Origin of the sequence: Streptomyces sp. NPDC020747, from assembly GCF_044334695.1 — a bacterium.
Classification (GTDB): domain Bacteria; phylum Actinomycetota; class Actinomycetes; order Streptomycetales; family Streptomycetaceae; genus Streptomyces.
The window spans coordinates 35,325-48,915 of sequence record NZ_JBIRTJ010000014.1 but is presented as its reverse complement, the minus strand read 5'-3'; the positions used below and the strand labels follow the sequence as shown (position 1 = coordinate 48,915).

13 protein-coding genes are annotated in these 13,591 nt (G+C 69.6%); 7 read left to right on the top strand and 6 right to left on the bottom strand.

Annotated elements, in window-relative coordinates; all coding sequences use genetic code 11:
- Positions 1 to 7: 7 nt before the first annotated feature.
- The 3 genes from ACH4YP_RS32600 to ACH4YP_RS32590 all read left to right on the top strand — a co-directional run bounded on the left by ACH4YP_RS32600 (position 8) and on the right by ACH4YP_RS32590 (position 2,553).
- Complete coding sequence (locus tag ACH4YP_RS32600; protein WP_398494345.1) at positions 8 to 742, top strand: VIT family protein; 735 nt, start codon at positions 8 to 10, stop codon at positions 740 to 742.
- A 150-nt stretch (positions 743 to 892) separates the two neighbouring features.
- A complete protein-coding gene (locus ACH4YP_RS32595; RefSeq protein ID WP_361058655.1) occupies positions 893 to 1,858 on the top strand; it encodes a sterol desaturase family protein in 966 nt (321 codons plus the stop codon).
- Positions 1,855 to 2,553 carry a lysoplasmalogenase gene (locus tag ACH4YP_RS32590; RefSeq protein ID WP_361058653.1) on the top strand — a complete coding sequence of 233 codons (699 nt, stop codon included), beginning with the start codon at positions 1,855 to 1,857 and terminating at the stop codon, positions 2,551 to 2,553. The genes ACH4YP_RS32595 and ACH4YP_RS32590 overlap by 4 nt, the downstream gene beginning before the upstream one ends.
- A 131-nt stretch (positions 2,554 to 2,684) precedes the next feature.
- Here the strand turns inward: ACH4YP_RS32590 and ACH4YP_RS32585 are convergent, their stop codons facing one another.
- The 3 genes from ACH4YP_RS32585 to ACH4YP_RS32575 all read right to left on the bottom strand — a co-directional run bounded on the left by ACH4YP_RS32585 (position 2,685) and on the right by ACH4YP_RS32575 (position 7,184).
- Positions 2,685 to 3,707 (bottom strand): CopD family protein, encoded by a 1,023-nt coding sequence (locus ACH4YP_RS32585; protein WP_398494343.1) that lies wholly within the window; start codon positions 3,705 to 3,707, stop codon positions 2,685 to 2,687.
- 343 nt (positions 3,708 to 4,050) lie between these two features.
- Positions 4,051 to 5,595 (bottom strand): S8 family peptidase, encoded by a 1,545-nt coding sequence (locus ACH4YP_RS32580; protein WP_398494341.1) that lies wholly within the window; start codon positions 5,593 to 5,595, stop codon positions 4,051 to 4,053.
- 62 nt (positions 5,596 to 5,657) lie between these two features.
- Entirely contained in the window at positions 5,658 to 7,184 is a 1,527-nt protein-coding gene (locus ACH4YP_RS32575; RefSeq protein ID WP_398494339.1) for a S8 family peptidase, read from the bottom strand.
- 395 nt (positions 7,185 to 7,579) lie between these two features.
- Between ACH4YP_RS32575 and ACH4YP_RS32570 the strand changes: the two genes are divergently transcribed.
- The 3 genes from ACH4YP_RS32570 (at position 7,580) to moaA (ending at position 10,781) form a co-directional block, all read left to right on the top strand.
- A complete protein-coding gene (locus ACH4YP_RS32570) occupies positions 7,580 to 7,936 on the top strand; it encodes a DUF485 domain-containing protein (protein WP_361058647.1) in 357 nt (118 codons plus the stop codon).
- Positions 7,933 to 9,576 carry a cation acetate symporter gene (locus ACH4YP_RS32565; protein ID WP_398494337.1) on the top strand — a complete coding sequence of 548 codons (1,644 nt, stop codon included), beginning with the start codon at positions 7,933 to 7,935 and terminating at the stop codon, positions 9,574 to 9,576. The genes ACH4YP_RS32570 and ACH4YP_RS32565 overlap by 4 nt, the downstream gene beginning before the upstream one ends.
- Positions 9,577 to 9,791: 215 nt before the next feature.
- Positions 9,792 to 10,781 carry a GTP 3',8-cyclase MoaA gene (moaA, locus tag ACH4YP_RS32560; RefSeq protein WP_361058643.1) on the top strand — a complete coding sequence of 330 codons (990 nt, stop codon included), beginning with the start codon at positions 9,792 to 9,794 and terminating at the stop codon, positions 10,779 to 10,781.
- Positions 10,782 to 10,793: 12 nt separating this feature from the next.
- Here moaA and ACH4YP_RS32555 read toward each other — a convergent pair whose 3' ends face one another.
- Both ACH4YP_RS32555 and ACH4YP_RS32550 read right to left on the bottom strand, forming a co-directional pair.
- Positions 10,794 to 11,096: a hypothetical protein gene (locus ACH4YP_RS32555; RefSeq protein WP_398494335.1), complete on the bottom strand. Its 303-nt coding sequence runs from the start codon at positions 11,094 to 11,096 to the stop codon at positions 10,794 to 10,796.
- 289 nt (positions 11,097 to 11,385) lie between these two features.
- The gene (locus ACH4YP_RS32550; protein WP_361058639.1) at positions 11,386 to 11,772 is read right to left on the bottom strand and encodes a DUF3099 domain-containing protein; all 387 of its coding nucleotides are present in this window, start codon (positions 11,770 to 11,772) and stop codon (positions 11,386 to 11,388) included.
- Positions 11,773 to 11,984: 212 nt separating this feature from the next.
- On the opposite strand from ACH4YP_RS32550, the gene ACH4YP_RS32545 reads away from it, so the two are divergent.
- Positions 11,985 to 12,260: a GlsB/YeaQ/YmgE family stress response membrane protein gene (locus ACH4YP_RS32545; RefSeq protein ID WP_361058637.1), complete on the top strand. Its 276-nt coding sequence runs from the start codon at positions 11,985 to 11,987 to the stop codon at positions 12,258 to 12,260.
- 64 nt (positions 12,261 to 12,324) lie between these two features.
- Here the strand turns inward: ACH4YP_RS32545 and tyrS are convergent, their stop codons facing one another.
- Positions 12,325 to 13,587: a tyrosine--tRNA ligase gene (tyrS, locus tag ACH4YP_RS32540; RefSeq protein ID WP_398494333.1), complete on the bottom strand. Its 1,263-nt coding sequence runs from the start codon at positions 13,585 to 13,587 to the stop codon at positions 12,325 to 12,327.
- Between the last annotated feature and the right edge of the window lie 4 nt (positions 13,588 to 13,591).

Genomic DNA, 13,591 nt, shown 5'->3' with positions numbered 1-13,591 from the left:
CCCGCGTGTGACGGAACCGACACATGACGAGGCCCACGACGAAGCCCATGACCAGGCCCACGGCGGGGCGCTGGGCGAGCGGCTCAACTGGCTGCGAGCGGCCGTTCTCGGAGCCAACGACGGCATCGTGTCCACCGCGGGCCTCGTCGTCGGCGTGGCCGGCGCGACGGACGCCCGCTCGGCCCTGCTGACGGCCGGGCTGGCCGGCCTGCTCGCCGGCTCCATGTCGATGGCCGCGGGGGAGTACGTCTCCGTCTCCACCCAGCGGGACTCGGAGAAGGCCGCCCTCGCCGAGGAGAGGCGGGAACTGCGGGACCAGCCGGAGGCGGAACTGGAGGAACTCACCGAACTGCTGGAGGACCGGGGTCTTTCGCGGGACGTGGCCCGGGAGGCGGCACAGCAGCTCACCGAACGGGACGCGCTGAAGGCCCACGCGCGCGTGGAGCTCGGCATCGACCCGGACCAGCTGGCGAACCCGTGGCACGCGGCCTGGGCGAGCTTCCTGGCGTTCACCGCCGGGGCACTGCTCCCGCTGCTGGCGATGGTGCTGCCTGCCGCCGATTGGCGCCTGGCCGTCACCGTGGTCTCGGTCCTCGCCGCCCTCGTCCTGACCGGCTGGACCAGCGCCCGCCTGGGCGCCGCCGACCCGGGCCGGGCGATGCTGCGGAACGTGGCGGGCGGGGCGCTGGCCATGGCTGTCACGTATGGGGCTGGGGCGTTGCTGGGGGCGGCGGGGGTGTGACGGTCACGACCTGGGGCCGAGGCGCTCGTACAGTGGGCCGAGCCGCACGGCTCCTTGGCGGAGATCACCAAGAAGCAAGCGCATACCCCCGGTAATACTTGTGGGTAACAACGTCTAGCCGCGGTCCACCAGCGGTTCTACGGTGCTTGCATGCCGAACCTGCCCGATGTCGTGCTGTGGTCGATACCCGCGTTTGTGCTGCTCACCGTGATCGAGGTGGTGAGCGTCCGGATCCATCCGGATGAGGATGCCGCGGGGTACGAGACGAAGGACGCCGCCACGAGTGTCGGCATGGGTCTGGGGAGTCTGGCCTTCGACCTTCTGTGGAAGATCCCGATCGTCGCCGTCTACACGGCCATATATGAGCTGACACCACTGCGGGTGCCCGTCCTGTGGTGGACCGTGCCACTGATGTTGCTGGCGCAGGACTTCTTCTACTACTGGTCGCACCGCGGGCACCATGTGATCCGGATCCTCTGGGCCTGTCACGTCGTGCACCACTCCAGCGAGAGGTTCAACCTCACCACCGCGCTGCGCCAGCCCTGGACGACATGGACCGTGTGGCCGTTCTACGTCCCGCTCGTCGCGCTCGGCGTCCATCCGGCCGCGCTCGCGTTCTGCTCGTCGGTGAACCTCGTCTACCAGTTCTGGATCCACACCGAGCGCATCGACAAGCTGCCCCGGGCCTTCGAGTTCGTCTTCAACACGCCCTCGCACCACCGTGTCCACCACGCCTCCCAGGGCGGCTATCTGGACCGTAACTTCGGCGGGATCCTGATCGTCTGGGACCGGCTCTTCGGGTCGTTCGTCCCGGAGACCGAGCGGCCGGTGTACGGGCTGACCAAGAACATCGACACGTACAACCCGATCCGGGTCGCCACCCACGAGTACGCCGCCATCGCCAGGGACCTGCGGGCCGCGGGGAGTTGGCGGGAGCGGGCCGGGCGGATGTTCCGGGGGCCGGGGTGGCAGCCGGTGCCGTCGCCCGCGGCCGCTTCGGAGCGGGCCGCCTCTTCGGAGAAGGCCGTCACGTCCCAGGGGGAAGCCGTCGCGTCGCCGGAGGACGCCGTTACGTCCCACGAGAAGCCCGTCACGGAGCCGGAGCCCGCCGCGTGAACGCGCGCCACGCGCGCGTGCCGCTCGTCGCCCTCGGCCTGGTGACGGTCGTGGACCTCGTCTCCCTGTCCGCCGGGTACGAGACCGGCCACACGGCGGCCAAGCCCCTCCTGATGCCCCTGCTGGCCGTCTACGCGCGCGTGTGTGGCGGCCCCCGGCTCCTCGTCGCCGCGCTGCTCCTCGGATGGGGCGGAGACGTCCTGCTCCTGTTCGACGCCGAGCCCGCCTTCCTCGCGGGGATGGCGTCCTTCGCGGCGGGCCACGTCTGCTACCTGCTCCTCTTCAGGCGGACGGCCGCAGTCGCCGGGAAACGGCCGCCACGCGCGCGTGGCACCTGGCCGGCGGCAGCCGCGTACGCCCTCGCCCTCGTCACCACCGTCGCCCTCCTGTGGCCGGGCCTCCCGGCCGACCTCCGCGTCCCCGTCGCCGGCTACAGCCTGCTGCTGACCGCGATGGCGTACGGGGCCACGCGGCTCGGGCTTCTCGCGGGCGTCGGCGGGGCCCTGTTCATGCTGTCGGACACCCTCATCGCGACCGGCGTCGCCGACTGGCCACAGCTTCCGCGGCCCGACCTCTGGATCATGATCACGTACATCGCGGCGCAGTATCTGCTGGCCAGAGGGGTGCTGGAGGCCGTCGGCGAGCGGCCCGCACCGCCAGCGACGTACCGTGACACGCGCACCCTCACCACCTGAGCGGGAAGCAGGACCAAGCCATGTGCGCCACCACCGTCCACGCCGCGTTCGACATGCGGGTGGGGGACGTGCCGACCGGTACGACGTGCCGACCGGTACGACGGCACTGACCCGTCGGCCCGCGGAAAGGGTCACCAGCGGATCGGCACCGGCACCGCCGTGAGCACCGCCGAGACCGCGACCACCACGCCCAGGACCACGACCTCCGCGCGCGCGGGGGAGTAGGCGGTGAGCGGGTCGGCCGCCCGGTGCAGCCGGTGGCGGGCCCACAGGGCGAGGACGGCGACGGCGACGACGAGGAGCACCTTGGCGAGCAGGACGCGCCCGTACGCCGTCGTCGTCAGCTGTTCCAGGACCGTGCCGGGCGGCATCCGGCGCAGGGTGCTCCACACCCCCGTCGCGGTGATCGCGGCGAGCAGAACGGCCGCCACGCGCGCGTAGAGGCCCAACAACGCGACGCCCTCCCCAGGGGCCGTGTTCCGCCACCGGTGGAGCGTGCGCAGGACATACAGCAGCCCGCCCGCCCACAGGGCCGCACATGTCACATGAACGAGTGTCAGACCGGAGCCGATCAGCGGGCTCTGCTCCGTGGTGGGGTGGGCGCGCAGCGCCTCCGCGACGGCCACCGCGGCCAGCGGCCACACCTGGTTGCCCGGGCGGCGTGACAGGGCGCACAGCCCCATCACGACGAACGCGTTGACCTCCAGCAGCGCGAGCGCGCCGTCCCGGGTCTGGTAGAGCCCGCCGATGTCCATGTCGGAGAGGCCGCGCGGCACCAGATTGCCGGTGGCCACCACCGAGGCGAGACCGAGCGCGGCGACGAAACCGGCCCCGGCCGCGGCCGGGGCCCAGCTGCGGGGCGCGTCCTCCAGAGGCACGCCCGGCACCCTGCGGGCCAGCCGCGCGACGAACAGCTCACCCGCCGAGACGCACACCGCGGCGAACAGGACGGTCCGCAGCAGCGCGATCCCGCCCACGCCGGGCGGGGTGGCCTCTCCTGTGCCGCGCAGTGCGGCGGGCGGCCCGAGGTACGGGATCAGCGCGGCCAGGGCCACCAGGGCGAGGACGGCGACGGAGCGCCGGACGACGGCCGCGCTCACCCGGGGCGCGCCCGCTTCGCCACCCGCGTCGGCAGTCGGTCTTATCGAACTCACCTCAAGATCTTCACCAGTCGTCCAGGTCCGGGCAAGTCCTGGCAGACAACTGGCGGAACGGTATTCCGCTGACGCACACGACATTCCGCCCATCCATACGCGCCCGGCAGCCCTCCCGACTCAGCCCCAGCCCGGCGAATCCGCATCCCAGGGCCCGGGTGGCCGAGACAAGCCGCCCTGGCCCGCCCGCGAAAGAGACCGGCGGCAGGACAAGGCAGGGGACGCGATGCCCCCGAACGCGCGAGAGCCGGGTGGCCCACGGGCCACCCGGCTCGACTTCCTGAGGGAAGCTCGACTGAGGGGAGCTCAACTCCCCTCAGTCAGGCGCTGCTTCGTCCAGGTGTTACTTCGTCACCGCGTCCAGCGCGTCGGCGGTGCCCCAGCCGTAGAAGCCGTTGTAGTTCTTCGGCCCCTCGCAGACCGCGTCGACCTTGCCGTCGCCGTCGATGTCGTACGGCTTGGTGCACGGCGTGGCGTCGGCCTCCGCGTACAGCAGGGCCTTCACCTTGGCCGCCGAGGCGTGCGGGTGCGTCGACTTGATGAGTGCGGCGACGCCCGCGACGTGCGGGGACGCCATCGACGTACCGGCCATGTAACCCCACGAGCCGCCCGGGAGCGGGCCGAGGATCAGGCCGCTCGTGGCCGGCGGGGCCGGGGTCTGGAAGCGTGTCGAGTCGCCGCCGGGGGCGGCGATGTCGATGACGCCCAGGCCGTGGTTGGAGAAGGACGACTTGATGCCCTTCGCACCGGTCGACGCGACCGTGACGACACCCGGCAACTGCGTCGGGATGTCAAGGCATTCCGACGGGTCGATGACGCGCTCCGAAGGAGTCGAGTCGTTCGGCGAGACCGGGTCGGTGATCTCGTCGGCGGAGAGGTCGTAGTTCTCGTTGCCCGCCGCCGCGACGTTGACCGTGCCCTTCTTCTCCGCGTACTTCGTCGCCCGGCCGATGGCCTCGACGAGCGCCTTCTGGTCCGGGTCGTTCTTGCAGTTGAAGTACCACGGGTCGGTGTAATAGCTGTTGTTCGTGACGTCCACACCGTGCGTGGCCGCCCACATGAAGCCGCAGACGACGGCCTCCGTGTAGAAGAAGCCGGCCGTCGTGGAGACCTTGATGCCGGAGACCTTCACGCCCGGCGCGACACCGGTGACGCCGACACCGTTCTTGGCGGCCGCGATCTCGCCCGCGACATGGGTGCCGTGCGGGCTCTCGGCGGCGCTCGGCCGCCAGGCCCCGTCGGTCGTGTCCGGCTTGCCCGACACGCAGTTGACCGACGCCTTGCGGTCGAAGTTCGGCGCGATGTCGGGGTGCGTGTCGTCGACGCCGGTGTCGATCACGGCGACGGTGACCTTCTTGCTGCCGAGCGTCTTCTCGTGCGCCTTGTCCGCCTTGATGGCGGGCAGATCCCACTGCAGCGGCTCCAACGGGTCCTGCCCGGCCGCCGCCTCGACGTCCGCGACCTGCTCCGCGCTGAGCACCTTGGGGGTGCCGACGTCGGTCGTGGACTGCGCGGGCAGCGGCGCCGTGCGCGTCGAGCCCGCCGATTCCACCCCGCGCACCTTGCGGATGGTCTTGGCGAAGTCGGCGTTCGACGAGTGGACGACGATCACGCCGATCCTGTCGTACGACGTCACGATCGTGCCGCCGGCCCGGGCGATGGCCTTCTTCACCTGAGAGGAAGGGCCGTGCCCGGCGCGGACGTTGACGACGTAGCTCAGCGGGGTGGCCTCCGCCGAGATCTTCGCCGCCGCGTCGGCGACACCGGCCGTGTCGGCCGCCGGGGCCGCCGAGGCGTTGACGTTCGGCAGGAAGGCGAGAGCCGTCGCCAGGGCCATCCCCAGCGGGATGGCTATGACGCGGCGGGAGCGCGTCTGAGGCGCTGTCATGCTGTCTCCAGTTCGTTTCGCGAATACGTGCGGGCCGTGCGGGAAGTCCCGGGAAACGCGGGCTACTTGACCGCCTTCAGCGCGTTCACGATGCCGAAGCCGTAGAAGCCGTTGACACGCTTGCCGCCCTCACAGTTGGCGTCCTGCGTGCCGTTGCCGTCCTGGTCGTACGAGTCCGGGCAGCCCGGGTTGTCCGCCTGGGCCTTCAGCAGCGCCTGCAGCTGGGCCGGACTCGCCCACGGATGCTCGGACTTCAGCAGTGCGGCGACACCCGCGGCGTGCGGCGAGGCCATCGAGGTGCCCTGAAGGAAGCCGTACTGGTTGTTCGGCATCGTGGAGAGGATGCGGCCGTTCTTCGACGGGGTGTCCGGGATCTGGTAGCGCCCGTCACCACCCGGAGCGGCGATGTCGATGACACCCTTGCCGTACGTGGAGTAGTACGACTTGAGGTTCTGTACGCCCGTCGCGCTCACCGTGACGATGCCCGGCAGCTGGGTCGGTACGTCGAAGCACTCGTGCGGGTCGATCGTGCGGCTGACCGGCGTCGAGTCGTCGGGGCTCGAGTCGTCGACGATCGCGTCCGAGTCCAGGTCGTGGTTGGAGTTGCCGGCCGACGCGAGGTGCAGGGTGCCCTTCTTCGTGGCGTACTGCTGGGCCCGGTTGACCGCGTCGACGATCGCCTTCTGGTCGGGGTCGTTCATGCAGTTGTAGAGCCACGGGTCCACGTAGTAGCTGTTGTTCGTGATCTCCACGCCGTGGTCGGCGGCGAACACGAAGGCGCAGACAACACTCTCGGGGTAGAAGAGTCCGTTGTCCGGGTCGCTGACCTTGATGCCGGAGACCTTCACGCCGGGCGCGACACCGGCCACACCGATGCCGTTGCGGGCGGCCGCGATCTCACCGGCGACATGCGTGCCGTGGTAGTCCTCGGCGGTGTACGGACGCCAGGCGCCCGCACTCGTGTCGGCCACGCCGCCCACGCAGTTGGCGGACTGCTTGGCGGAGAAGTTCGGGGCCAGGTCCGGGTGCGTGTCGTCGACACCCGTGTCGATCACGGCGACCGTGACCTTCTTGCTGCCCGGGTTGATCTTGGCGGCCTTGTCGGCGCCTATCGCGCGCAGGTCCCACTGGTCGGCCTCGAGAGGCTCGCTCTTCGGGGTGGCCGCGGCCTTCACCTTGGCGGCCTCGGCGGCCGACAGATAGTCGGCGGCGCCCTCGTCCGTCGTCCCCGCCGCGGTCAGCGGCGTCGTGCGCGTGGCACCGGCCGACTGCACGCCGCGCGCGGCGCGGATCTGCGGGCCGAACTCCGGGTTGGCGGAGTGGACGACTATGACGCCGATCCTGCCGTACGTGGTGACGACCGTGCCGCCGGCCTTGGCTATCGCCTTCTTCACCGACTCGATCGTGCGGTGGTCGGTCTTCGTGTTGACCACGTACGCGAGATTCGGGCCGTCCGCCGCCGTGACGGCGGGAGCGGACTGCGGGGCGGCCGCCGTCGCGACACCCGGAATGAAACCGAGCGAGGCGGTGAGCGACAGAACAACGGGTACGGCGAGGGCAAGACGGCGTCTGGAACGCAGATGAGCCATGGGATCTCCACATCATCCGGAAACGGAACCAGCCCGAACACAGGTGGTGCCCGGGCAGGTACATGACGGGGTGGTGCAGGCCCGAAGCTATCTCCCGTCGTCCCTGGCCAGCAATGACTTACGGGGATGTCTTGCGAAACCTCGGCCGCGACTTCCGAAAGAAGTGCCCGGAGTTGAACCGCTCCTCGCGCGGCTCCGTGACGTTGAGCAGGGAGCACGAGCACGATCGAGCCCCCTGTCGGATCACGCCCGGGGCACCTGGCATCGCCACCCGGCCCACGTGATCCACATCACCGTGAGGTCAGAGAACAGCCATGTCCGTACTCAGCCCGTCCCCCGATCCCCAAAGACCCCCGTCCAACGTCGCAACCGCACCCGCAACGCGAGGAGACTCCGTGGCCACCGACGCACCGCCCCCCGCGAAAGCCGAACCTCATTTCCCCACCACCGAGGAATTCGTTGAGGTACAGGAGAGCGCTGAGTTCGGTGAACTGCGCCGCGCCCACCGCTCCTTCGCCTTCCCGCTGACCATCGGCTTCATCAGCTGGTACCTGCTGTACGTCCTGCTGTCGATCTACGCGGACGACTTCATGGGCACCAAGCTGTTCGGCAACATCAACGTCGCCTTCGTCCTGGGCCTCGCCCAGTTCCTCACCACGTTCCTCATCGCCTGGTGGTACGAGCGGCACTCCTCCCGCCAGCTCGACCCCAAGGCCGAAGCGATCAAGTCCCGGATGGAGGGCGGCGCATGAGCCCCGCGATCACACAGGTCCAGCTCGCACAGGCGCAGCTCGCGGCGGGGGAGGCCAGCGAGCACCGGCCGCTGATCATCTCCCTGTTCGCGGTCTTCGTCGTCGCCACCCTCGTCATCACCGTCTGGGCCGGCCGGCAGACCAAGGACGCCGCCGACTTCTACGCGGGTGGCCGTTCGTTCAGCGCGTTCCAGAACGGCCTCGCCGTCTCCGGCGACTACATGTCCGCCGCGTCGTTCCTCGGCATCGCCGGCGCAATCGCCCTCTTCGGGTACGACGGCTTCCTGTACTCCATCGGCTTCCTGGTCGCCTGGCTGGTGGCCCTGCTCCTGGTCGCCGAGCCACTGCGCAACTCCGGCCGGTACACGATGGGCGACGTCCTCGCGTACCGCATGCGCCAGCGCCCGGTGCGTACGGCGGCCGGCACCTCCACGATCGTCGTCTCGATCTTCTACCTGCTGGCCCAGATGGCGGGCGCGGGCGTCCTGGTCTCGCTGCTGCTCGGCATCACCAGCGACGCCGGGAAGGTCGGCATCGTCGCCCTGGTCGGCGTCCTGATGATCGTGTACGTGACCATCGGCGGCATGAAGGGCACCACCTGGGTCCAGATGGTCAAGGCCGTGCTGCTCATCAGCGGCACCCTGCTCATCACCTTCCTGGTGCTGCTCAAGTTCGACTTCAACATCTCCGACCTGCTCGGCAAGGCCGCCGAGAACAGCGGCGGCGGCGCGGCCTTCCTGGAGCCGGGCCTGAAGTACGGCCTCACGACCACGTCCAGCATCGACTTCATCTCACTGGGCATCGCCCTGGTGCTGGGCACCGCGGGCCTGCCGCACATCCTGATCCGCTTCTACACCGTGCCCAACGCCAAGGCCGCGCGTAAGTCCGTGAACTGGGCGATCGGCATCATCGGCGGCTTCTACCTGATGACCATCGCGCTCGGTTTCGGCGCGGCGGCCCTCATCTCCAAGGAGGAGATCGTCGCGTCCAACCCCGCGGGCAACACGGCCGCGCCGCTGCTCGCACTGCATCTGGGCGGCGTCGACTCGGCCTGGGGCGCGATCCTGCTCGCCACGATCTCCGCGGTGGCCTTCGCCACGATCCTCGCGGTGGTCGCCGGTCTGACCCTGGCCTCGTCCTCGTCGTTCGCCCACGACATCTACGCGAACGTCATCAGGAAGGGCAAGGCCACCGAGAAGGAGGAGATCAACGCCGCCCGGTACGCCACCATCGGTATCGGCGTCGTCTCCATCGGCCTCGGCGCCCTGGCCCGTGACCTCAACGTCGCCGGTCTGGTCGCCCTCGCCTTCGCGGTCGCGGCCTCCGCCAACCTGCCGACGATCCTCTACAGCCTCTTCTGGAAGCGGTTCACCACCCAGGGCGCGCTGTGGTCGATCTACGGAGGCCTCACCACGGCGGTCGGCCTGGTGCTGTTCTCGCCGGTCGTCTCCGGCAAGGCCACCTCGATGTTCCCGGACGTCGACTTCCACTGGTTCCCGCTGGAGAACCCGGGCATCATCTCGATCCCGGCCGGCTTCCTGCTCGGCTGGCTCGGCACGATCCTGTCCAAGGAGGAGCCGGACACCGGCAAGTACGCCGAACTGGAGGTCCGCTCCCTCACCGGTACCGGAGCGCACTGACCGTCACGGCCGGCGGCCGCGTCGTAGATCCCTACGACGCGGCCGCGGTGCGTCTCGTGGGATCAGGGCCCGTCGCGTTGTCGGTGCCGTCACGTAGGCTCGCTGGTATCGGATCGACTGATCGACCAACTGATCATCCGGCCGGTCGAACCGACTGATCGACCGGATGTCTCTGCCGAGATCCGTACGGAAAGAGCTAGAGGGAGGGGGCCCACGTGCTCATCGACACCTACGGCCGAGTGGCCACCGATCTGCGTGTCTCGCTGACCGACCGGTGCAACCTTCGCTGCACGTACTGCATGCCCGAGGAGGGCCTGCAGTGGCTGGCCAAGCCCGACCTGCTCTCGGACGACGAGATGGTCCGCCTCATCGACATAGCCGTCACCCGGCTGGGCATCACCGAGGTCCGCTTCACCGGCGGCGAGCCCCTGCTGCGCCCCGGCCTGGTCGGCATAGTGGAGCGCGTGGCGGCACTTGAGCCCCGCCCCCAGATGTCCCTGACGACGAACGGCATCGGCCTCAAGCGCACCGCGACCGCCTTGAAGGCGGCGGGCCTCGACCGGGTCAACGTCTCGCTCGACACCCTCCGCCCCGACGTCTTCAAGACCCTCACCCGCCGTGACCGCCACAAGGACGTCATCGAGGGCCTCGAAGCCGCCCGCGCCGCGGAGCTGACCCCGGTCAAGGTCAATTCCGTACTGATGCCGGGACTGAACGAGAACGAGGCGCCCGACCTGCTCGCCTGGGCCGTGGAGCACGACTACGAACTGCGGTTCATCGAGCAGATGCCCCTGGACGCGCAGCACGGCTGGAAGCGCGACGGCATGGTCACCGCCGGTGACATCCTCGCCTCACTGCGTACGCGCTTCGAGCTCACCGAGGAGGGGTCCGAGGAGCGGGGCTCGGCACCCGCCGAGCGGTGGGTCGTGGACGGGGGGCCGCACCGGGTCGGTGTGATCGCCTCCGTGACGCGCCCGTTCTGCTCGGCCTGCGACCGTACGAGGCTGACGGCCGACGGCCAGGTCCGCACCTGTCTGTTCGCGCGCGAGGAGACCGACCTGCGGGCCGCCCTGCGCTCGGACGCGTCGGACGAGGAGATAGCCCGAATCTGGCGGCTCGCCATGTGGGGGAAGAAGGCGGGGGCGGGCCTGGACGACCCGACGTTCGTCCAGCCGGACCGGCCGATGTCGGCGATCGGCGGCTGATCACTCAGCCCGCTAGGAGGACTCCGGGGACTCCGGGGAATCCGAGGACTCCGAGGAATCCGAGGACTCCGAGGAATCCGGAGACTCCCAGTCCGCGAGGAGTACGACGTCCTTGAGGAAGCCCCTGACGCCCAGGAACTGGGACAGGTGCTCCCGGTGCTCCTCGCACGCGAGCCAGGTTTTGCGGCGCTCCGGCGTGTGCAGCTTGGGGTTGTTCCAGGCGAGGACCCACACCGCGTCGGCGCGGCAGGCCTTCGCCGAACAGACGGGGGTGGCGGGCGAGGACGGTTCGGAGCCGGGAACGTTCAGAATCACGCCTCGACCCTACGTCAGCGGTGCCGGCCGGCGACCGCTCCGGGAGCTGTGCGCCGACTGCTCCGGGTGTGGTGTGAGGGGGCCACGAATCTGGCTCCACAAAAGGCGACGCCGAGCAGCCACGGGGGGAGCTGCCCGGCGTCGGTCTGTCGCTCCGACGGGGGATGCGGAGCGCGTACGAAGTATGTCACGGGTAGCCCGCTGCCCGGCACCGGAACAACATGATTGATCTGAGCTTTTCTTGAGCTTGGTACGGTCCTGAATTTCGGTCCCGGAGGATCGTTCGTGGTCAGGTCCGCTCGTGCGGTTCGTCCCGCAGGCGGGCGCCCGGATCGGTCACGAGGTCCTCCGGGACGGATTCCGCGGCGTCGCCCGCACGGGGCGCCGACAGCATCGGACGGGTCGGCGCGGTCACGTAGGTGGACGGCAGCGAGGGCGCGTTCTCCCGGCCCGCGTTGGCGATCACCACGGCGACGTAGGGGAGCAGGATGCCGAGCGCCAGAGCAACGACGGCGACGTGCCGTTCGACGTTCCACAGGGTGGCCGCGAGGATCACCGAGAGTGTGCGGACGGACATCGAGATGATGTAGCGGCGCTGCCTGCCACGTACGTCGTCGGCGAGGCCCTGCCTGGCTCCGGTGATCCGGAAGACCTCGGCCTCGCTCTGCTTCCGCATCACGTTCCACCACCCGCCCGTGTCGGACACTCCCCTGGCCCGTACAGCCTCCACGTTACGCCGCGGCTGCGTCGCCCACGAGACCGGGGCAGGTCCGGTTTCGGCGGGGGAGGGCTGCGCCGTACCGCGTATGGCCGTGCCCGACATGCGCCGTATGGCGCACAGGCCGACACTGGGCGTAATGCTCACGTAGAGCCGTATAGGAGGCAGCCATGGGCTGGTTGTGGGCGATCATCGTGGGATTCGTGCTGGGCCTGCTGGCCAAGGCGATCATTCCGGGCAAGCAGCACAGTCCGCTCTGGCTCACCACGATCTTCGGGATCATCGGCGCGATCGTCGGCAACGCGATCGCCCGCGGCTTCGGCATCGAGGCGACCCCCGGCATCGACTGGGGCCGCCACGCCCTCCAGCTCGGCGCCGCGATCGTCATCGTCTTCCTCGGCGACATGATGTACACGGCGATGCGGGGCAACAAACAGAGAGCCTGAACGCACAGGAAAGAGGGCGGGGACCCGTGAAGGAGCCCCGCCCTCTTCCTGCGCGCCAGTTGAACTAGCGGAGCTCGACCGCGGCGAGGCTCTTCTTGCCCCGTCGCAGCACCAGCCACCGGCCGTGCAGCAGATCCTCCTTGCCGGGGACGGCGTCCTCGGAGGCCACCTTCACGTTGTTCACGTAGGCGCCGCCCTCCTTGACCGTCCGTCGCGCGGCGGACTTGCTGGCCACCAGGCCCACCTCGGCGAAGAGGTCGACCACCGGACCGAGTCCGTCGACCTGGATGTGCGGCACCTCGGAGAGCGCCGCGCCCAGCGTCGCCGCGTCGAGGTCACTCAGCTCACCCTGGCCGAAGAGCGCCCGCGACGCGGCGACCACGGCGGCCGTCTGCTCGGCGCCGTGCACCAGCGTCGTCAGCTCCTCGGCGAGGGCGCGCTGCGCGGCCCGGGCCTGCGGACGCTCCTCGGTGAGCTTCTCCAGCTCCTCGATCTCCGCGTGGGACCTGAAGCTGAAGATGCGCAGGAACTTGGAGACGTCCCGGTCGTCCGCGTTCAGCCAGAACTGGTAGAACGCGTACGGCGTCGTCATCTCAGGGTCCAGCCAGATGGTGCCGGACTCCGTCTTGCCGAACTTGGTGCCGTCCGCCTTGGTGATCAGCGGCGTGCCCAGCGCGTGCACCACGGCCTCGGGGTCGACCCGGTGGATCAGGTCGGTGCCCGAGGTGAGGTTGCCCCACTGGTCGCTGCCGCCGGTCTGCAGCGTGCAGCCGTACCTCCGGTGGAGCTCCAGGAAGTCCATGCCCTGAAGGATCTGGTAGCTGAACTCCGTGTAGCTGATGCCCGTGTCGGAGTTGAGCCGCCGGGAGACGGCCTCCTTCGCGATCATCTTGTTGACGCGGAAGTGCTTGCCCACATCACGCAGGAACTCGATGGCCGACAGGCCCTGGGTCCAGTCCAGGTTGTTGACCATCACCGCGGCGTTCGGACCCTCGAAGTCCAGCAGCGGCTGGATCTGGGCGCGCAGCCGCTCGACCCACTGGGCCACGACGTCCGGCGCGTTCAGCGTGCGCTCCGAGTTCGGCTTGGGGTCGCCGATCAGGCCCGTGGCACCCCCGACCAGGCCCAGCGGGCGGTTGCCCGCCTGCTGGATCCGGCGCATCGTGAGGATCTGCACGAGGTTGCCGAGGTGCAGGCTGGGCGCGGTCGGGTCGAAGCCGCAATAGAACGTGACGGGACCGTCCGCGAACGCCTTGCGCAATGCGTCCTCGTCAGTGGAGAGGGCGAGCAGCCCACGCCACTTCAGCTCGTCGACGATGTCCGTCACGGTT

What these genes read in the sequence shown, in the direction of transcription:
- ACH4YP_RS32545 (WP_361058637.1), top strand. Translation starts at nt 11,985, where the DNA reads ATGGGCTGGTTGTGGGCGATCATCGTGGGATTCGTGCTGGGCCTGCTG.
- ACH4YP_RS32595 (WP_361058655.1), top strand. Translation starts at nt 893, where the DNA reads ATGCCGAACCTGCCCGATGTCGTGCTGTGGTCGATACCCGCGTTTGTG.
- ACH4YP_RS32565 (WP_398494337.1), top strand. Translation starts at nt 7,933, where the DNA reads ATGAGCCCCGCGATCACACAGGTCCAGCTCGCACAGGCGCAGCTCGCG.
- ACH4YP_RS32550 (WP_361058639.1), bottom strand. Translation starts at nt 11,772, where the DNA reads ATGCGGAAGCAGAGCGAGGCCGAGGTCTTCCGGATCACCGGAGCCAGG.
- ACH4YP_RS32575 (WP_398494339.1), bottom strand. Translation starts at nt 7,184, where the DNA reads ATGGCTCATCTGCGTTCCAGACGCCGTCTTGCCCTCGCCGTACCCGTT.
- ACH4YP_RS32580 (WP_398494341.1), bottom strand. Translation starts at nt 5,595, where the DNA reads ATGACAGCGCCTCAGACGCGCTCCCGCCGCGTCATAGCCATCCCGCTG.